17 protein-coding genes and 2 pseudogenes are annotated in these 17,328 nt (G+C 61.8%); 6 read left to right on the top strand and 13 right to left on the bottom strand.

The genetic code is table 11. The features are described 5' to 3' along the window. Positions 1–119 precede the first annotated feature (119 nt). Positions 120–2,750 carry a cation-translocating P-type ATPase gene (locus B5G42_RS07015; protein ID WP_087268339.1) on the bottom strand — a complete coding sequence of 877 codons (2,631 nt, stop codon included), beginning with the start codon at positions 2,748–2,750 and terminating at the stop codon, positions 120–122. 328 nt (positions 2,751–3,078) lie between these two features. Here B5G42_RS07015 and B5G42_RS07010 point away from each other — a divergent pair, with 328 nt between their 5' ends. Next, positions 3,079–3,525 (top strand): hypothetical protein, encoded by a 447-nt coding sequence (locus tag B5G42_RS07010; RefSeq protein ID WP_206406165.1) that lies wholly within the window; start codon positions 3,079–3,081, stop codon positions 3,523–3,525. Further along, the gene (locus B5G42_RS07005; protein WP_087268336.1) at positions 3,518–4,270 is read left to right on the top strand and encodes a 4Fe-4S binding protein; all 753 of its coding nucleotides are present in this window, start codon (positions 3,518–3,520) and stop codon (positions 4,268–4,270) included. The genes B5G42_RS07010 and B5G42_RS07005 overlap by 8 nt, the downstream gene beginning before the upstream one ends. A gap of 38 nt (positions 4,271–4,308) precedes the next feature. Here the strand turns inward: B5G42_RS07005 and vanT are convergent, their stop codons facing one another. From vanT to B5G42_RS06970, 7 genes are all read right to left on the bottom strand, one after another. Beyond that, the gene (vanT, locus tag B5G42_RS07000) at positions 4,309–5,442 is read right to left on the bottom strand and encodes a serine racemase VanT catalytic subunit (protein WP_087268333.1); all 1,134 of its coding nucleotides are present in this window, start codon (positions 5,440–5,442) and stop codon (positions 4,309–4,311) included. Further along, complete coding sequence (locus B5G42_RS06995; RefSeq protein ID WP_087268330.1) at positions 5,439–5,906, bottom strand: serine acetyltransferase; 468 nt, start codon at positions 5,904–5,906, stop codon at positions 5,439–5,441. Before B5G42_RS06995 ends, vanT begins: the two co-directional genes overlap by 4 nt. A 4-nt stretch (positions 5,907–5,910) precedes the next feature. Next, positions 5,911–6,660, bottom strand: a complete 750-nt coding sequence (locus tag B5G42_RS06990; protein WP_242961154.1) for a D-alanyl-D-alanine carboxypeptidase family protein — start codon at positions 6,658–6,660, stop codon at positions 5,911–5,913. Next, positions 6,657–7,694 carry a D-alanine--D-serine ligase VanG gene (vanG, locus tag B5G42_RS06985; protein WP_087268327.1) on the bottom strand — a complete coding sequence of 346 codons (1,038 nt, stop codon included), beginning with the start codon at positions 7,692–7,694 and terminating at the stop codon, positions 6,657–6,659. Before vanG ends, B5G42_RS06990 begins: the two co-directional genes overlap by 4 nt. 492 nt (positions 7,695–8,186) lie before the next feature. Further along, positions 8,187–9,395 carry a sensor histidine kinase gene (locus B5G42_RS06980; RefSeq protein WP_087268324.1) on the bottom strand — a complete coding sequence of 403 codons (1,209 nt, stop codon included), beginning with the start codon at positions 9,393–9,395 and terminating at the stop codon, positions 8,187–8,189. Further along, the gene (locus B5G42_RS06975) at positions 9,388–10,065 is read right to left on the bottom strand and encodes a response regulator transcription factor (RefSeq protein WP_087268321.1); all 678 of its coding nucleotides are present in this window, start codon (positions 10,063–10,065) and stop codon (positions 9,388–9,390) included. The genes B5G42_RS06980 and B5G42_RS06975 overlap by 8 nt, the downstream gene beginning before the upstream one ends. Positions 10,066–10,167: 102 nt before the next feature. Continuing rightward, entirely contained in the window at positions 10,168–11,295 is a 1,128-nt protein-coding gene (locus tag B5G42_RS06970; protein WP_087268319.1) for an aldo/keto reductase, read from the bottom strand. Between the two features lie 158 nt (positions 11,296–11,453). Between B5G42_RS06970 and B5G42_RS06965 the strand changes: the two genes are divergently transcribed. From B5G42_RS06965 to B5G42_RS06945, 4 genes and pseudogenes are all read left to right on the top strand, one after another. Beyond that, positions 11,454–11,852 (top strand): MerR family transcriptional regulator, encoded by a 399-nt coding sequence (locus B5G42_RS06965; RefSeq protein ID WP_087268316.1) that lies wholly within the window; start codon positions 11,454–11,456, stop codon positions 11,850–11,852. A 445-nt stretch (positions 11,853–12,297) separates the two neighbouring features. After that, a pseudogene (locus tag B5G42_RS06955) lies at positions 12,298–12,615 on the top strand (tryptophan--tRNA ligase); the annotation flags it as partial. A gap of 39 nt (positions 12,616–12,654) precedes the next feature. Beyond that, positions 12,655–13,140, top strand: a complete 486-nt coding sequence (locus B5G42_RS06950) for a DUF2262 domain-containing protein (protein WP_242961153.1) — start codon at positions 12,655–12,657, stop codon at positions 13,138–13,140. Between the two features lie 74 nt (positions 13,141–13,214). Next, positions 13,215–13,577 (top strand): annotated as a pseudogene (locus B5G42_RS06945) (hypothetical protein); the annotation flags it as partial. Here B5G42_RS06945 and B5G42_RS06940 read toward each other — a convergent pair. The 5 genes from B5G42_RS06940 to B5G42_RS06925 all read right to left on the bottom strand — a co-directional run bounded on the left by B5G42_RS06940 (position 13,570) and on the right by B5G42_RS06925 (position 16,919). Next, a complete protein-coding gene (locus B5G42_RS06940; protein WP_162611062.1) occupies positions 13,570–13,656 on the bottom strand; it encodes an integrase DNA-binding domain-containing protein in 87 nt (28 codons plus the stop codon). The pseudogene B5G42_RS06945 and the gene B5G42_RS06940 sit on opposite strands and share 8 nt — an antisense overlap. A 75-nt stretch (positions 13,657–13,731) precedes the next feature. After that, positions 13,732–13,935 (bottom strand): excisionase, encoded by a 204-nt coding sequence (locus B5G42_RS06935; protein WP_333635565.1) that lies wholly within the window; start codon positions 13,933–13,935, stop codon positions 13,732–13,734. Continuing rightward, positions 13,922–15,004, bottom strand: a complete 1,083-nt coding sequence (locus B5G42_RS06930; RefSeq protein ID WP_162611061.1) for an AAA family ATPase — start codon at positions 15,002–15,004, stop codon at positions 13,922–13,924. Before B5G42_RS06930 ends, B5G42_RS06935 begins: the two co-directional genes overlap by 14 nt. Continuing rightward, the gene (locus B5G42_RS18110; RefSeq protein WP_162611060.1) at positions 14,994–16,052 is read right to left on the bottom strand and encodes a hypothetical protein; all 1,059 of its coding nucleotides are present in this window, start codon (positions 16,050–16,052) and stop codon (positions 14,994–14,996) included. Before B5G42_RS18110 ends, B5G42_RS06930 begins: the two co-directional genes overlap by 11 nt. A gap of 297 nt (positions 16,053–16,349) precedes the next feature. Continuing rightward, positions 16,350–16,919, bottom strand: coding sequence for a DUF6100 family protein (locus B5G42_RS06925; RefSeq protein ID WP_087268307.1), 570 nt, complete (start codon positions 16,917–16,919; stop codon positions 16,350–16,352). Between the last annotated feature and the right edge of the window lie 409 nt (positions 16,920–17,328).

Raw genomic sequence — 17,328 nt, 5'->3', positions numbered from 1 at the left:
CGAAAGGCGAAAGGAGTGGAATCAAACGAACTCCGATCCTGTAAGGGGCGCGGTGTTTCCACCGCGCCCCGGTTTTATGCGTGAAAAAGGCGCGCCCTGCGGGCGCGTCTTTTTTGCAATTAGTCCCTGCCCTTTTTCAGGCCGGCAATGACCTTGACAATCTGGATCACCAGAGTAGGCAGGAAGGCCAGGATCACGATCTCGCCCAGATTCATCAGGCCAAAAGAGGAAGCGACCATAAAGAGGCTGGTCAGGCCGGGGGTAAAGAGCACCAGCATCAGCAGCACCACGCCGGCAAAGAAGGCGGCGATGGAGGCCTTGTTGGTGCCAAACTTCAGCCGGAAGATGGACTCGGCGCCCCGGCAGTTGAAGCCGTGGAACAGCCGGGCCAGGGTGAGGGTGGAGAAGGCCATGGTGGAAGCCAGCGCCGCGTCCCCGTTCTGGTAGCCCAGGTAGAAGGCGATCATGGTGACAATGGCGATGAGCAGGCCCTGTCCGCCGATGCGGGAGAGCAGGGGCTTGTTGAGGATGGGCTCCTTGGGATCTCTGGGCTTCTGGTCCAGCAGACCCTTCCGGGCGGGCTCCATGCCGATGGCGATGGCAGGCAGAGAGTCGGTGAGCAGGTTGATAAACAGCAGATGCACCGGCTGGAAGGGCACCGGCAGCCCCATCAGGGAGGCGTACAGCACACAGAAGATGCCGGCGGTGTTGCCGCTGAGCAGGAACTGGATGGCGTTTTTGATGTTGGTGTACACGCTGCGGCCGTTGACCACCGCCCGGACAATGGTGGCGAAGTTATCGTCAGCCAGGATCATGGAGGCGGCGTCCTTGGACACCTCGGTGCCGGTGATGCCCATGGCCACACCGATGTCCGCCTTCTTCAGGGCGGGGGCGTCGTTGACGCCGTCGCCGGTCATGGACACGATGTTGCCCCGGCGCTGCCAGGCGTTGACGATGCGGATCTTATGCTCGGGGGAAACCCGGGCATAGACCGAGATCTTGGCCAGCCGCTCATCCAGATCGGCGTCGCTCATCTGGTCCAGCTCCAGTCCGGACACCGCCTCATCCCCGTCCTGGAAGATGCCCAGCTGGCGGGCGATGGCGGAGGCGGTAACCTTGTGGTCGCCGGTGATCATGATGGTGCGGATGCCGCCCCGCTTGGCGTCGGCCACCGCCTGGATGGCCTCGGGCCGGGGCGGGTCAATCATGGAGATGAGGCCGATGAAGGTAAAGTCCTTCTCGTCCTCCAGGGTGAGGGGCCGGACCGCGTCCACCTCCCGGTAGGCAAAGGCCAGCACCCGCAGGCCTTCCATGGACAGCTCCATATTGACCCGGGCAATCTCCTCCTTGCGCTCGGGGGTCATCTCCACTCTGCCCTGCCGGGTGAGGAGCCACTTGGACCGGTCCAGCAATACGTCGATAGCGCCCTTGGTGAACATGGTGGGCGTCCCGTCGATGTCGTGGAGGGTGCTCATCAGCTTACGGTCGGAGTCAAAGGCCAGCTCGCCCAGACGGGGATGCTGGGACCGGTAAACCTCCTCGTCGATGCCGAACTTCTCGCCCAGCATCACCAGGGCTACCTCGGTGGGGTCGCCGATGGAGGTGCCGGTCTCGGCGTTGTTGGTAGCGTCGCTGGCCAGCAGGGCTGCCTTGAGGAGCAGCCGCTGCACGTCGTTGACCAGCTCCAGATCCTCTCCCTCCAGCAGGGAGCCGTCGGCATACACCTTCTGGGGAGTCATCTTATTCTGGGTCAGAGTGCCCGTCTTATCCGAGCAGATGACGGAGACCGAGCCCAGGCTCTCCACCGCCTTCAGGTCTTTAATGATGGCGTTCTGCTTGGCCATCTTCTGGGTGCCCATGGCCAGCACGATGGTAACGATGGAGCTGAGAGCCTCGGGGATGGCGGCCACCGCCAGGGCCACGGCAAACATGAGGGAGTCCAGCACCCCCATGCCGGTACGGAAGATGGACAGGGCAAACACCACGACGCAGATGGCCATAATGACGATGGCCAGCTTGGCGGAAAAGTTGTCCAGGCTCTGCTGCAGGGGGGTCTTGCGCTGCTGGGTCTGGTTCATCAGGGCGGCGATCTTGCCCAGCTCGGTATTCATGCCGGTGCCGGTAACCAGCACGGTGGCACGGCCATAGGTCACCAGGGAGCCGGAGAACACCATGTTCTTCTGGTCGCCCAGGGCCACCTGGTCGGCTTCGATCACGTCGGCGGTCTTATCCACGCCCTCGCTCTCGCCGGTGAGGGAGGACTCATTGACCTTGAGGGAGAAGTTTTCCAGCACACGGCCGTCGGCCACCACCATGTCGCCGGCCTCCAGCAGCACGATGTCGCCGGGCACCACGTCGGCGGAGGGGATCTCCACCCGCACGCCTCCCCGCAGTACCTTGGCGGTGGGGGAGGACATGGCCTTCAGGCTCTCCAGTGATTTTTCCGCCTTCAGATACTGGACGGTGCCCAGAATGGCGTTGAGGATGAGCACGGCAAAGATGACGATGGTGCTCTCCACATTCTCCGACACCGCGGAGATGATAGCCGCGATGATGAGGATGATGACCAGCAGGTCCTTGAATTGCTCGGCAAAGACCTGGATGGCGCTCTTCTTTTTCCCTTCGGACAGCTTGTTGGGGCCGTACTGCTCCCGCCGGCGTCCGGCCTCCTGATCGCTGAGGCCGGACATCCCGGCTTGCTGGGCCTCCAGCGCCTGCTGGGTGGTTTTCCGGTAATAAGCCTCTGTCATACCTTTCATTCCCTTACAGTTTACTTTCGGCGAAGAGCAAATAAAAAAAGACCCTCCGCCAACCGCCGGGCATAGCACGGCAGTTGTCGAAAAGTCTTGTTACCCATGGGGTGCACACAGCCAGGCTGGTGACAGCCGTGATTGTTGGCAGTGTGACTTTAAACTACTCCCTTTTCAACTGCGGCCATCATAGCACAGTTTGACCGGCAAGTCAATCTCATTTTGATAGGATACCCGAATTTTTCCACCCTATACCTCCCGGCGTTGACGGCGCATGGCCCATCCGTTATAATTTGTACAGAAGGCACACCGGAAAGGAGCGTCCTCCATGAAAGGAACCGTCATAAAATTCCTTCTGAAAACCGCCTGGATCCTGGAACTGGTCATTGCCCTGTTTATTTTGGTGATTACAGTGGTGCAGATGGTTCTGACGGGAATGGATTCCCTAAACTATCTGGCCCTGGGGCAATTCAGCCTGGACGAGTTTTTGGCCAATACCATGAACATCGTGGTATGCCTGGAGTTTGTGAAGATGCTCATTCTCCACACCCCCCGGGCGGTCACCGACGTGCTGCTCTTTGCCATCGCCCGCCAGCTGGTGGTGAGCCACTCCAGTTCCATGGATACCCTGCTGGGGGTGGCGGCAGTGGCCCTGATCTTCATTATCAAGAAGTTCCTGCTCAGCCGGGAGGACTCGGTGCCGCCCAAAGATATGCTGGCTAAATTCTCCCAGGAGTTTATTGCGAAAAAAGAGGAGGAGTCCCATCATGAATGACCTTCATTGGATTTCTGCCGTGTTCAGCCCCACCGGCGGCACCGCCGCCATCGCCAAGGCCATTACCGGAGGCCAGGGCCATGTGGTGGATCTGTCCGTCCCCGCGCCGTCCACGCCGGTGGCTGGCAACACCGTGCTGCTGGCCGCCGCGCCGGTGTTCGGCGGGCGTATTCCCGCCGTGGCCCTGGAGCGGCTGGCCGCCCTCAGCGGCAGCGGCCCCGCGGTCGCCATGGCGGTGTACGGCAACCGGGACTATGAGGACGCCCTGCTGGAGCTGTCCGACGCCCTGAAGGCGGGCGGCTTTCAGGTGATCGGAGCGGCGGCCTTTGTGGCCCAGCACTCCATCGCCCCCACCATTGCCCAGGGCCGTCCGGATCAGGCCGATCTGGAAGCCGCCGCCAGCTTCGGCCGGGCGGTGCTGGACAAGCTGGCCGGACCCGATCCCCTTGCCCCGGTAACTGTGCCGGGGAACACCCCTTACAAGGACTGGAAGGGGGTCCCCTTCCACCCCGCCGCCGGGGAGAGCTGCATCTCCTGCGGCCTGTGCGCCTCCCGCTGCCCGGTGGGCGCCATTCCGGCGGGAAGCCCCAAGGAGACCGACCCGGAGCGGTGCATCACCTGTATGCGCTGCGTCTCCCTCTGCCCCCGTGGGGCCCGGACCATCCCCGCCCCTGCCCTCCAGGCCACCACCGCCATGCTGACGGAAAAGGCAGGCGTCCCCCGTCAGCCGGAGTTCTTCCTGTAACCGCAAAAATACCCTCTGCCCTGGGCAGAGGGTATTTTTTATGGACAATACCGGATGGGCAGGCGGTTTCCCAGCCGGGAGAGCAGTTCGTTGGTGATGGTGCCGCACCGGGCGGCCACCTCCTCCGCCCGGATCTTCTCTCCGCCGTCCCGGCCAATGAGGGTAACCACGTCGCCGGGAGCGGTCTGGGGTACGCCGGTCACGTCCGCCAGCAGCTGGTCCATGCACATCCGCCCCGCCATGGGGCAGCGCACCCCCCGGACCAGCACTTCCCCGCCCGCCTGAGCCAGCATCCGGGGCAGGCCGTCGGCGTAGCCCACGGTGACCACCGCCAGCTTGGTATCCCCCCTGGCCCGGAAGGCCAGGCCGTACCCGGCCCCCTCCCCGGCGGGCACGGTGCGCAGGGCGGCCACCCGGGCCCGCAGGGACAGGGCAGGACGCAGGGCGGCGGAATTTGTCCGGTCCTCCTCCCGGCTGTACACGCCGTACAGGGCAATGCCCGCCCGGGCCCAGGCGCAGGGCTGGTGCGGCAAATTCAGGATGCCGTAGCTGGCCTGGATGTGGACGGCCCCCGGGTCCAGACCGGCGGCAGCCATCCGGGCCACCGCCCCGTAGAATCGGCCCAGCTGGACCTGGGTGAAAGCCTGGTCCTCCGGGCTGGCGCTGTCCGACACGCACAGGTGGGAAAAGGTGCCGGTGAACTTGAGGTTGGGCAGAGCCCGGGTGCGGGCGATGGCCTCATGGTCCTCCGCCGGGATGCCCAGCCGGTGCATCCCGGTATCCAGGGCCAGGTGGACCTCCAGAGGCACCCCCGCCGCCGACAGGGCTCTGCCGTGGGCCTCGTCGGCCACGCACTGGGTCAGCCCCCACCGGACCAGCTCCGCCGCCTCCTCCGGCGGGGTATAGCCCAGGATGAGGATGAGGCCCCTCACTCCCTGCCGCCGCAGGGCAATCCCCTCCGACAGGCAGGCCACCGCGAAGGCCTTTACCCCCTGCTCCTCCAGGCATCGGGCCACCGGCCCGGCCCCGTGGCCGTAGGCGTCCGCCTTGACCACCGCCATCAGCCGGCAGCCGGGGCCCATCCGCCCCTGGAGCCAGGCGGCGTTGTGGACCACAGCCTCCAGGTCCACCTCCCGCCAGGCCCGGGCGGTGCGCGCTTCCTCGTACTTCATACCCTCTGCTTCCTTTCCAAGATCCGGGGCGGCGGGGCCACCACGGTGCTGCCGTCGGGGATGTCCCGACAGACCACCGCCCCCGCGCCGATGCGGACATTCCGCCCCACCCGGATGTCTCCCACCAGCACCGCCCCGGCGCCGATGAGGCAGTCCGGGCCGATCGTCGGGGCCTTTCCGTCCACCTCGCCGATGGTCACATTCTGATAGATTTTGCACCTTGCCCCCACCACCGCGTAGCGGGAAATAAATACCCCGTGGAGGCCGTGGGGGAGGACCGGCGGGGACTCAAACTCCGCACCCGGCCCCACATAGCCCCCGTGGCGGTGGGCGCTGCGGCACATCAGGTAGGTACACAGGCTCCGCACCAGCCGGTGCTTTGTGTTCCGACGCAGCCGGTACAGCCGCCAGAACCAGCCCAGTCCATCCCCTCTGGACCGGGCAACCAGCCTGTCCTTTCCCATGTCCTCACCCCCCTGTGCTCCGCCAGGAGGCGGCCACCACGCCCCCGCAGTTGTCACCGGAGCACAGCAGCCCCTGCTGGCCCGCCAGCCGGAAGGGCTCCCCCACCCCGCCGGGGAGGTAGGTGACGGCGCACTCCCACTCCGCCGCGGCAAAGCGGAAGGGAGCCCCACCGGCTGGATAGTTCCGCAGCTCCTCCAGATACTCCTCCAGGGTCAGGTCCAGCCGGGCCATAATCTCCCCGTGGACCGGCCCCACATAGCGGAAGTGCCAGGGCTCATGGGCGATGCCTGTGACGGTTTCCCGCCCGGCGGGATAGCGCAGCACGAAGCCGTACCGGGGGGCTGCCAGCCGGAAGGCCCGGCACACTCCCTGGTCGGGAAAGTAGGGGCGGATGAAGTCCACGTTCTCTTGCCGCCGGCCCAGGTCGATGGCCAGACCGGTCTGGTGCTCGCTGCAATCGGGCATGGCCACATAGCTTTGGGTGAAAGCCAGCCCCTCTTTGGCCAGGGTGTCGTCCCAGATGGCCTGCTGCTCCGGCCGGCTGCGCCAGCCGGACACAGGGAGGATGCCCGCCGTCCCCCCCACCGTCCGGAGACAGGCTCTCAGAGCCGCAGCCGCCCGCCGCTCCAGCTGCACCCCGCCCTCCAGTTCCACCAATTCCGGATCAGCCGGGACCCTCAGAGGGTGGGCGGCGTTGACCAAAATCAGCGGTCCGGTACAGGTCAGGTCCCGGACCGTCCCCTCCCCTCTCACGGCTCCAGCCCCAGGGCGATGAGGCGGCTCACCAGGGCGGAAAAGTCCAGGCCGATCCCCTTCATCATATTGGGGTAGCGGCTGTGGGCGGTAAAGCCGGGGATGGTGTTGACCTCGTTGAAGTAGATCTCCCCCTCCGGGGTGAGGAACAGGTCCACCCGGGCAAACACCCGGCAGTCCAGGGCCCGATAGATGGTCCTGGCCGCCGCTTGGATGGCGGCCGCCTGCTCCGGCCTGATGCGGGCGGGACAGTGGATGGCGGAGGTCTTGAGGGTGTACTTCTCCTCATAGTCAAAGAAGCCCTGGGACAGCTGGATCTCATCCACCAGCCCCACCGTAAGTTCCTCGTTGCCCAGCACGGCGCACCCCACTTCAAAGTCGGGCACCGCCTCCTCCAACAGGGCCTCCCGGTCGTGCTTCAGGGCCTCCTTTACCGCCTCCACCAGGGCCTCCGGCCCGGTCACCCGGGTGATGCCGAAGGAGGAACCGGCCCGCACCGGCTTGACGAACAGGGGATAGCCCAAGTCCTGGGCCGCGCTCTGGAGGTCGGCCTCCCGCCAGCTCCGATCCACCACCGTCCCTCGGGGGACCTTCACCCCCGCCAGGGCGGCCAGCTTATGGGCCCGGTCCTTGTCCATACACAGGGCGCTGGCCAGGGTGCCGCAGCCGATCACCGGCACCCCCGCCAATTCCAACAGACCCTGGAGGGTGCCGTCCTCCCCGTTTTTCCCGTGGAGCACCGGGAAGGCCCCGTCAAAATGAAGCCGCGTTTCGGTACCGTCCAGCAGCAGAAGCGCTCCCCGGCCCCGGTCCAGGGAGAGGGTGCAGGGGGTACAGTTTTCCTGCTGCCAGGTGTCGGCCTCCATCCGGTCCAGAGGGCCGGTGTAGTACAGCCACTGTCCCGACCGGGTAATACCCACCAGCAGAGGCGTATAGGCCTCCCGGTCCATATGGCTCACCACGGCATAGGCCGATTGGAGCGAGACGGCATACTCCGTGGAGCAGCCGCCGAAAAGTACCAGAATGGTTTTCATTGCAGATTCCTCCCAACAGGCAAAAAACGCCTTGCTTTGATACCGATATGGTACCAAAGCAAGGCGTTTGATGTTTTTGCTTTTTCTTTCCCGCACCCTACAAGTTTCCGAACATTTCTTTCAGTTTTCTTACAGGGTCAGCTTTCTCCCAGCACCACGGCATACACTGCCTCCTGCAGGTCCACCACCTGGCTTCTGGTCACCAGGGCGGTGGGCTGGCCGTCCACCACGGCCAGGCAGTAGGCGCCGTCATAGCGGTAGAACTGGATGCTTATACATGGCCCTCGTCGATCTCAAAGGACAGATCGTCCACCGCCAGGAAATCCCCATAACATTTGGTCAGATGTTCCACGGTTATCATATTGGACCTCCTTGCCGCGCACGGCAGCAGCCGGCGCTGGTATCGGAGCCATTATAGCGGGCCATGCTGAAACGGTGCTGAAAGGACCCTGAATTAGACAAAAAAGGGAGCGGCCCGCAGGCCGCTCCCTTTTACATACAGGGCAGTTCCACAAAAAAGGAATTGATTCCCCCCCGGCTTTCCGCCCAGATCTTTCCCCGGTGACGGGTCACCACGCTCTGGGCAATGGACAGCCCCAGTCCGAAGCTGCCCGTCCGGCTGCGGGCCGGATCGGCCCGGTAAAACCGCTCAAACAGGTGCTCCAGGGTATCCGGCGGGATGGGCTCTCCCTGATCGGCCACCGTCAGCAGACAGCGGCCTCTGCCCCGCCGCTCCAGGCGCACCCACACCCTGCCGCCCGGTCTGGCATACTTCCGGGCGTTGTCCAGCAGGGCCTCCAGCACCCGGCCCAGCTGAGGAGAGTCCCCCGAGACGGTGATCTGTTCCTCCACCTGGCTGTCCAGGGTGAGGCCCGCCTCAAAAAAGATGGGCTCAAAGGGCAGCAGGGTGTCCTCCACCAGTCCGCTCAGCTCCACCGGCTGGAACACCCCCTTCGTCTCCCCGTGGTCCCCCCGGGCCAGCTCCAGCATCTGCTCGATGAGCTCCTTCATCTGCCGGGACATGGTGAGGATACTGGACAAAAACCGCCGCTGGTCGGCTCCGCCGGTCTCCCCGTCCTGAAGCATCTGGGCGTTGGTCATGATCACGGTCAGGGGCGTCTTGAGCTCGTGGGAGGCGTCGGCCACAAACTGCCGCTGCCCCTTCCAGGCCCGCTCCACCGGACGCACCGCCCACTTGGACAGCAGAATGCTGCCCCACAGAAAGCCGAAAAAGCTGACGCACCCGATGATCACACAGGTTTTAAACAGCCCGTCCAGGGTGGCCCGCTCGCTGGAGATGTCGGAAAAGACCACGCACTGGTTGGCGGGGGTGTTCAGGCGGTAGTAGCGCAGGTTATACTCCTCCAGCACCCCCAGGGACTTGGGGGAAGCGCTGGTCTGGGCAATGAGCTGGTCCAGCAGGGCCTGGTCGGACAGGTCGTAGTACCCGCCGCCGGTGGCCACCACCTGCCCTCCCAGCCCCAGCTGTAACTTGAAGAAGGGCAGCTGCACGTCCTCACCGGGCTGGCCGGGCACCCCCAGCCCCACAGGCTGCAGGGCGATGTTCTCCAGCATCCGCATACTCTCCCGCTCCAGGTTGGCGCTGGTGAAGTAGAACACCAGCCCCAGGATCACCACCAGCATGATGGAGACAATGCTCATGTTGATGAGCACAAACTTGAGCCGCAGCCGCTTAATCATCGCCGTCCACCTCCAGGTGGTAGCCCATCCTGCGGATGGTCTCAATGCGTACGTTGGAGCCGATGCTGGCCAGCTTTTTCCGCAAAAAGCCGATATATACCTCCACATGGTTTTCCACCGCGTCGGAGTCATAGCCCCAGGCCTTGGCCAGGATGGCCTCCTTGGAGCAGTTGCGCCCCCCCGCCTGGAACAAGAAGCGCATCACTTCAAATTCCTTGGCGGACAGGCGCACCCGCTTGCTGCCGCATTGCAGCAGGGCGGAGGACAGATCCAGGGTGGTATTGCCCAGCTCCATCTGGTCCACCTGGGGGCCCTGTCGGCGGAGCAGGGCGTGGATGCAGGCCAGCAGTTCCCGCACATCAAAGGGCTTGGTCAGATAGTAGTCCGCCCCGGCGTTGAGCCCCTCGATCCGGTCCTCCAGGCCGCTTTTAGCGGTGAGCATCAGGATGGGCACGCCCAGCCGCCGGACCCGTACCCGCCGGGCTACCTCGTAGCCGTCCAGGCCGGGCATCATCACGTCCAGAATGAGCAGATCGTACACTCCCAGCTCGGCGTACTGCATCCCGGTCTCCCCGTCAAAGGCCATCTCCACCTCAAACCCCTGGTTTTCCAGCAGAGCGCCGATGGATTCCGCCAGCAGATGTTCGTCTTCCACGATCAGGATCTTCACGGTCGTCACCTCATTTTCTACTTTATCATACCGTGGCAACCTGAAACCAGCCTGAAAAACGACTGCTCTCCCGGGAAAATACCGGTCCCTTCCCTGCCCGGCTCAGAGCTTGGCGCTGAAGTCCGCCATAGCCTGGGCAATCTTCAGCTGCTGGGGACACACCGCCTCGCAGCTATGGCAGCCCACACAGGCGCTGGGCTGCTTCTCCTTAGGCAGCGCAGACAGGGCCATGGGGGCGATAAAGCCGCCGCCGGTGAAGCGGTGCTCGTTGTACAGGGCCAGCAGATGGGGGATGTCCAGCCCCTGAGGACAGTGGCTGACGCAGTAATGGCAGCCGGTACAGGCCAGGGCCTCCGGGGCTGTCATGCGCCGGCCCACCTCCAGCACCGTCTCCCATTCCTTGTCGCTGAGGGGGGCCTCAGTGGCAAAGGTAGCCAGGTTGTCCCTGGTCTGGGCCAGATCGGACATACCGGAGAGAACCACCACCACGCCGGGGATAGTCTGGAGGAAGCGGAAGGCCCAGGCAGGTACCCCCTCCTCCGGCCGCAGTTCCTTCAGCGGAGCCGCCTCCTCCGGGGTGAGCCGGGCCAGCCGCCCGCCCCGCAGGGGCTCCATCACCCACACAGGGATGTGGTACTGCCCCAGCAGCTCCACCTTCTCCTTTCCCTCCTGGAACTGCCAGTCCACATAGTTCAGCTGGAGCTGACAGAACTCCATGTGCGGCCCATAGGCCTCCAGAAAGCGCTTGAGCACCGGCATGGCTCCGTGGCAGGAGAAGCCCAGGTGCTTGATGCGCCCGTTTTTCTTCTGCTCCAGCAGGTAGTCCAGAATGCCGTACTTGGGGTCCAGATAGGCGTTGATATTCATCTCGCATACGTTGTGGAAGAGATAAAAGTCAAAGTATTCCACCTGGCACTTTTTCAGCTGAGCCTCAAAGATCTCCGCCACCTTGTCCATATTGGACAGGTCGTAGCCGGGGAATTTGTCCGCCAGATAGAAATTCTCCCGGGGATAGGCCGCCAGGGCCTTGCCGATGGCCAGCTCCGAGTTGCCTCCGTGATAGCCCCAGGCGGTGTCGTAGTAGTTGACGCCGCTGTCCATGGCGCAGGCCACCATCTCCTCCACCGCCGCCTGATTCACCTGGTCGTCTTTTCCGTCCACCACCGGCAGGCGCATACAGCCCATACCCAGCCCGGACAGCTTAATTCCCTGAAAGTCCCGATAAACCATCTTGATTCCTCCTGTTGGATGTTTGTCTTTACGCTACCACCTGGAGTGCACTCCATGTCAAGGGCTTCTTGCCCTTTTTCCATAAAGTTTTAAAATCTCTTGACTTGGAGTCCACTCCAGGTGCTACAATACCGGCAACAGAACAGGAGGCGATCTCTTTGACCATTGCGGAAGCCAGCCGGCAGTACGGCCTGAGCGCGGATACCCTGCGCTACTATGAGCGGATCGGCCTGATCCCCCCGGTGCCCCGGAACAAGAGCGGCATCCGGGACTACGATCAGGAATCCTGCCAGTGGATCGAACTGATGAAGTGTATGCGTGCCGCCGGGGTCCAGATCGAGGCGCTGGTGGAATATGTGGAGCTGTTCCGCCAGGGGGACGCCACCCTGGAAGCCCGCAAGGCCCTGCTGATGGAGCAGCGGGATCTGCTGCTGGCCCGGATGGAGGAGATCCAGCAGTCTCTGGACCGGCTCAACTATAAGATCCAGCTCTATGAGGATGGGAAGATGACCCGGGAGGCAATGGGCCGTCAGAAAGAGGAGTCCCAGAACCCGTAAACGCTGCGCTGCTTTTTATTTTATCTTTTCAGGCTATTGACAATAGCCCGGCTTAGGGATATGATCCTATGCATACAATTGAATACGGAATCCTGAAACCGTTGAGGCGGAGATAACGGCAATGATGCCTTTACAGAGAGTCCGGGCTGCTGAGAACCGGGCAAGAAACAAGTTGTCAAATGGACCGCTGAGGGCGCAGTCAAATGTAGGTGAAATTACTTACAGAGTATTCTGCGACGTGTGGGTATACGTCAGTTACCAGGGATATGTTGGTATCCTGTAAAGCGCATAAGGGTTATCCTTATGAATCAAGGTGGCACCACGGATAAGATATTTTATTCGCCCTTGACAGAACCATAGGTCTGTCAAGGGCGTTTTTGTTTGAAACACGCCCCTGGCGGAACCCCATGAACTCCAAAACAATGTAGAAAGAGGCGTATTTCAAATGAGCAAAATTATTCTGACTGGCGACCGGCCCACCGGCAGACTGCACCTGGGGCACTATGTGGGCTCCCTGAGACGGCGGGTAGCCCTGCAAAATTCAGGGGAATATGAGAAGGTCCTCATCATGATCGCGGATGCCCAGGCCCTGACCGACAATTTTGACAACCCGGAAAAGGTTCGGCAGAACATCATTGAGGTGGCGCTGGACTATCTGTCGGTGGGTCTGGACCCCAGCCGCTCCACCCTGTTTATCCAGTCCCAGATCTCCGAGCTCACCGAACTGACCTACTACTATTTGAATCTGGTCAGCGTAGCCCGGCTCTACTGAGCAATCAATTGGAATCTTTGGAGGTGTATTATGGGACTATTTTTGAAGAAAAGGGTCGAAATGCCGGATAAAATCATTTTGGGGAATATGGAATTTGTATTTGACCGCAAACTCGGCTTTCATGTTGGAGAATGGACCGTATGGGATAGAAAAACTAAAATTCTCCTTGAGTTTCAGAGCACAGAGGGAAATATGGGCGATATCGTTTTGGAAAAGGTAAATTGGGTCAATGACCACAAAGATACCATTATCCGAGCATTTTTGGAGGAAAACGATGACTGCATAGACGCCGTGAATGAAATGATCGAAGATGGAACGCTGGAAGCGGATGGGAAAATTTCAGAAGAGGAGTTTGTAAAAGCACTGTTTGTAAACAATGTAACGGTATTTATAAATGGAAGTAAAACTGGCTTTTACATCGATTTGGATGCGGAACCCGACTATTTCATGGGACATTTAGTTTGTATCGAGGTCGACTGCAAATATAAAATTGAAGTCGGCGGATTCAACGGATAACACTTCAAACACAAAAGGCAAATTCTGCGGAAGGGGCAACGCCCGCAACGGCATTAGAAAGGAGACAAGTACCTATGTCAACCTGGAGCGGAATCCGGAACAAATTGGAGAATGACTACCTGTGCCCGGCGCTCCGGGGCCATATCCAATATTTTGCCACCAGTTACAGCAAAAGCGCCGACCATGAGGGCCGGGCAGCCATTCGCATGGACGGTGTGGAAGTGCTGCGGAGCAACTACTACACCTATTTTGAGAATGTGTGGACGAAATTTCATCACCTGCGCTCCACAACGCTGAAAGATCATGACTCCGCAAAAGAGGCCATCAACCAGGCTCATGCCTTTGCGCTGGAGCAGGGCACCTTTGACCAAAAGGTGTTCTATGAGGCGTTTGGTATCTTTGACAACCAGAGCATCGAGAACAGCCTTGTTAGCGAAACATATAGAGACCGTCTTTCCGGTGGCTCTCGCCTGTTTTCAGAATACGGCCTCTCTGATCCCGGCGCTTTTCGGACAAGTTTTGATCCTCCTTTCTCGAAAAGCGCTCGATAGGCTGTATCTGATTTTACCATACAGCCTTGGAATTTACCACCTATATGGAATAGGCAGTCTCCAAATATTTCTCCAGCGCTTTTCGTTTGATTAGCCGCTTGCTTCCGTTCCAGAGCACGAAGGGACAGCTTTCTTCATTGGTCAGATCCCGGAGTTTGTTAATGCCGATGCCGAAGTAGGCCGCGGCCTCCTCCAGGGTCAGGTTGGCCTTCTCCCAGACTGGAACCATCTCAGCCATTCCCATCACCACCGCTCTCTGATCCCGATGACGGTAATGACGGTATTTCCCCCGCGGGGGCGGAATCGTCATCATCGTCACGCTCCTCATCTTCCTCCTCGTCCTCCGTGCGCAGGAAGGTGAGCTGCCGGCTCTCCGGCCTCCGGGACTTCCAGTATTCGATACCCTTCTCCTCCTTGAGCCGGCGGGTGAGGGCGTTGAGCTTCCGGGTCAGCGTGTTGGCCCTGTAGGGGAGCTCCGGGTCCAGCCGACGCAACCGCTCCAGCAGCTCCGTGGCTGTCCCCTGCCAGCCCCCGCCGATCGCCTGGTCGATGAGATCCAGCAGCGGCTCCGGCGGCTCTGCGATCTCCGCCTCCCGGCTCACCACCGTCCACAGGCATCGCTGCGGGTCAAAGTCCAGGATCATCCGCTGTCCCGGCAGCTCCCGCCCGGTCTGGTCCAGGATCACACGACCCTTCTCCCGGTACAGCAGGAAGGCTCCGTCCGCCGCTCCTAGCAGGCCGTTGGTGCCGCTGATCCGGTCAAAGGAATTCTCGCTCTCTGTGTTCTTCCGGGTGTGGTGGACCAGGATCAGCGCTACGTCGTGGATGTCGGTAAATTCCTTGAAGGGGCGGATCTCCTCATAGTCGCTCTGGTAGCTGTACTGGGCGCCGCCGCCCTCCCGTACCCGCTGGAAGGTGTCGATGACGACGAGGCGGACGCTTGGGTGATCCATGAAGAACCCCCCCAGCATTGCTAGCAGGTCTCCCCCACGCAGGTCGGTTCCAAATTTCAGATGGAGCCTTTTCACTTGGTGCTCCACGCCGAACATCCGGATCAGCCTGCCCTGGACGCGCTCCTTCGTGTCCTCCAGAGACAGATACAGCACATGGGAGCGGCGGGTGGGCTGTCCCAGGAAGGGGATCCCTGTGGCCACACACCAGCACAGCTGGGCCATGAGGAAGGATTTGCCCACCTTGGGCGCTCCCGCCAGAATGTAGCACCCGGCGGGGAGCATCCCATCCACCACCGTGGAACGGGGCAGGAACTGCATATCCATCAGCTCGGCGGCGGTGATGATCTTCTCACGATCCATTCCGCTCCCCCTCCTTCCGGTCCAGACCGGCCAGCAGGCTGCCGGGCAGGGAGACCAACTCCGCCCCGGTGTTGCACAGCCGCTCCATGGCGGGCATCTGGAAATCGAAGAACCAGCCCAGACCCGGCCGGACATGGTATTGCCGCTCCCCCGGCAGCTGATAGAATCCCGCCAGCAGCTCCAGGGGGAACAGGTACACAGGCTCATTGGTGACCGGGCAGTGCGCCTCCCGCAGCAGGTACTGCTGGAGCCGGTAGAGGCAGTGCTCGTCCAGGATCGCCCGGAGCAGCCGGCGTCCGTTTGCGTCAAAGGCGATGTAGTAGAAGAAGTCCTCCCGGGCAAAGCGGATCAGGCGGCTGCGCGGGTTCATCGCGTGGGGCACCAGATCGGCGGCCTGCTCCCACGCTTCCCCCAGCAGGATGCTGCCATTGTAGTAAAAGCCGGCCCCGGCCTCCGATTGCTCGAACTGATCCCGGAACAGCAGTTCCGTCTCGGGGTTCCACCGCATATTCCGGCGGCCCAGGTAATAGAGAGCGTAATAGCGCCCGCCAGGCGTCAGCAGCACCCCGGACACCCGGGCGGACTTGTTGTCCTTGCCGCAGACCTTGTTCAGCTCATAGGCGCTGTAATAGACCAGCTCCTTCCGCCTGGCGTCGTCCTTGCGCCTGCCCTGGACCCACCGGGCCCCCAGCTGGTGGGCCAGCAGCAGGCAGGCGGCGTTCCGGTGGAGCCGCTGGGTCCGTCTCCAGTCCCCCTGGCCGTCAGCCGGAGCCAGCAGGCGGGCCCGGATCTGTTCCGCCCGGCCGGGAGAGAGGTGTTGGATCTGGTTCAGCCCCCTGCTGGTCAGAGACAGGGAGCGGACCACATGGCGGCGCTCTCCCCGGAACCTTCGCTCCTTCAGATAGCCCATCCGCACCAGCTCTGTCACCACCCGCCGGCGATAGTCATAGCAGCCGCCCGTCTTCCGCAGCAGCGCCACCGGCACCTCGCCGCAGAACCCCACGAACACCAGCAGGCGAAAGCCAAAATATTCTGTATTCCATTTCATCTTGTATCATCCTCATATCTTAAGTACTGCGATCTCCGCAGCCCGCGGCCCTTTTCGCGCTGAGCGCCTTGCCCAGACTGCCGCCATTCCCCACGGGATCTGTCCGGCACAGGCCCTGTCCGACAGACTGCCGCTGCCGCACCGCCTCAAAACCATAAAGATCCCAACGGCGTTGGAAGCCCGAAGCCGGACCCCTTGGGAATACTGGCTTTCCGGCCCAAAAGCGGCACCGAAAATCCGCAGGCGCGAGAAATCAGAAATCGGTATGTTTTTTGGGGTCATTTTTTCTCTATTGTTTCAGGTTTCCGGTGGTCCGGCCCAGGACTCCCGATGACTCTCCAGCCACTTGTGGAACGCCTCGGCGGGCAGGACCCAGATACGGGTGGCGTTCCGGTCCCCCCGGCGGCTGCACTGAAAGGCGGAGCAGAGAGCGGAGGTGTCGTTGGTGAGGAACGCCGCCTCCAGCACATCCTGGCAGTGCTTCAGCTCCAGGTTGTCGTGGTCCAAAAAGCGGCGGCCCGGGCCGTAGATGTGTTCATAAGCCAGGACGCAGATGTGGAACTTGGGCGGCAGCCGGTCCGGGAACGCCCGGCGGATGGCTGCGCGCAGGGAGTGGGCCAGGAAGCGGCCTCGGTCGCCGTCGCCCCGTCGGGGCAGGACAGCCTCCAGGGTGACGGCCAGCCAGCCGCCCTCCAGCAGCTCCACCATGGCGGGCGCCGCCTCGCCGATGGACGGGCCTCCCGCCGCGGGCGGTCCCGGCGGCAGAACGGTGGCGGCATAGTCCCGCAGGGCGAGCGTTGCTGTCTCCGCGGCTCGGAGGGCCTCCAGCAGGCGATGTTCACTGCGGATCGGATCGTGTGACTTCATGGGAAAGACCTTCTCTCATAACAGGATAAGGGCTCGGGGCAGGAAGCCTCCTGAAAAGCCCCTTCATTAAGCATGTAGAAATGAAGGGGGTATTTTCACCCCCTCCCGGCAAAAATTTTTCAAAACTCCTGCCGGCGGAGGCGCCCGTGATTGCCCTTTCATAATAAATGGAGAAAAGGCCCCCTGTTTTTGCCCCCCTTAGGAAAACTTTTTTGGGAAATTTCAGCCAGGCATAAAAATACGTTCAGCGCAGACCTTCGGCGGCGCGGAAAACCGCGGCTCGACATTAGGTCTACGCTGAACGCAAATCAGAAAACCAGATACGCTGTACGAGGACTTTTGCGTCCACAGCCTGAGCGGCATGGTCCAATAAAATAGCTCCGCGGAGACAAAATCCCCTTGCAAACCC

The sequence above is a fragment of the Flavonifractor sp. An91 genome (assembly GCF_002159225.1).
In the GTDB taxonomy this organism is placed as follows: Bacteria; Bacillota; Clostridia; order Oscillospirales; family Oscillospiraceae; genus Flavonifractor; species Flavonifractor avicola.
This window is presented reverse-complemented; position numbering and strand designations above follow the sequence as displayed.

Coding starts and splice junctions, on each gene's coding strand:
- vanT (WP_087268333.1), bottom strand. CDS start 5,442: ATGAAGTACGAGGAAGCGCGCACCGCCCGGGCCTGGCGGGAGGTGGAC.
- B5G42_RS06925 (WP_087268307.1), bottom strand. CDS start 16,919: ATGAAGTCACACGATCCGATCCGCAGTGAACATCGCCTGCTGGAGGCC.
- B5G42_RS06950 (WP_242961153.1), top strand. CDS start 12,655: ATGGGACTATTTTTGAAGAAAAGGGTCGAAATGCCGGATAAAATCATT.
- B5G42_RS18110 (WP_162611060.1), bottom strand. CDS start 16,052: ATGAAATGGAATACAGAATATTTTGGCTTTCGCCTGCTGGTGTTCGTG.
- vanG (WP_087268327.1), bottom strand. CDS start 7,694: ATGAAAACCATTCTGGTACTTTTCGGCGGCTGCTCCACGGAGTATGCC.
- B5G42_RS07005 (WP_087268336.1), top strand. CDS start 3,518: ATGAATGACCTTCATTGGATTTCTGCCGTGTTCAGCCCCACCGGCGGC.
- B5G42_RS07015 (WP_087268339.1), bottom strand. CDS start 2,750: ATGACAGAGGCTTATTACCGGAAAACCACCCAGCAGGCGCTGGAGGCC.
- B5G42_RS06995 (WP_087268330.1), bottom strand. CDS start 5,906: ATGGGAAAGGACAGGCTGGTTGCCCGGTCCAGAGGGGATGGACTGGGC.
- B5G42_RS07010 (WP_206406165.1), top strand. CDS start 3,079: ATGAAAGGAACCGTCATAAAATTCCTTCTGAAAACCGCCTGGATCCTG.
- B5G42_RS06980 (WP_087268324.1), bottom strand. CDS start 9,395: ATGATTAAGCGGCTGCGGCTCAAGTTTGTGCTCATCAACATGAGCATT.
- B5G42_RS06930 (WP_162611061.1), bottom strand. CDS start 15,004: ATGGATCGTGAGAAGATCATCACCGCCGCCGAGCTGATGGATATGCAG.
- B5G42_RS06935 (WP_333635565.1), bottom strand. CDS start 13,935: ATGGGAATGGCTGAGATGGTTCCAGTCTGGGAGAAGGCCAACCTGACC.
- B5G42_RS06970 (WP_087268319.1), bottom strand. CDS start 11,295: ATGGTTTATCGGGACTTTCAGGGAATTAAGCTGTCCGGGCTGGGTATG.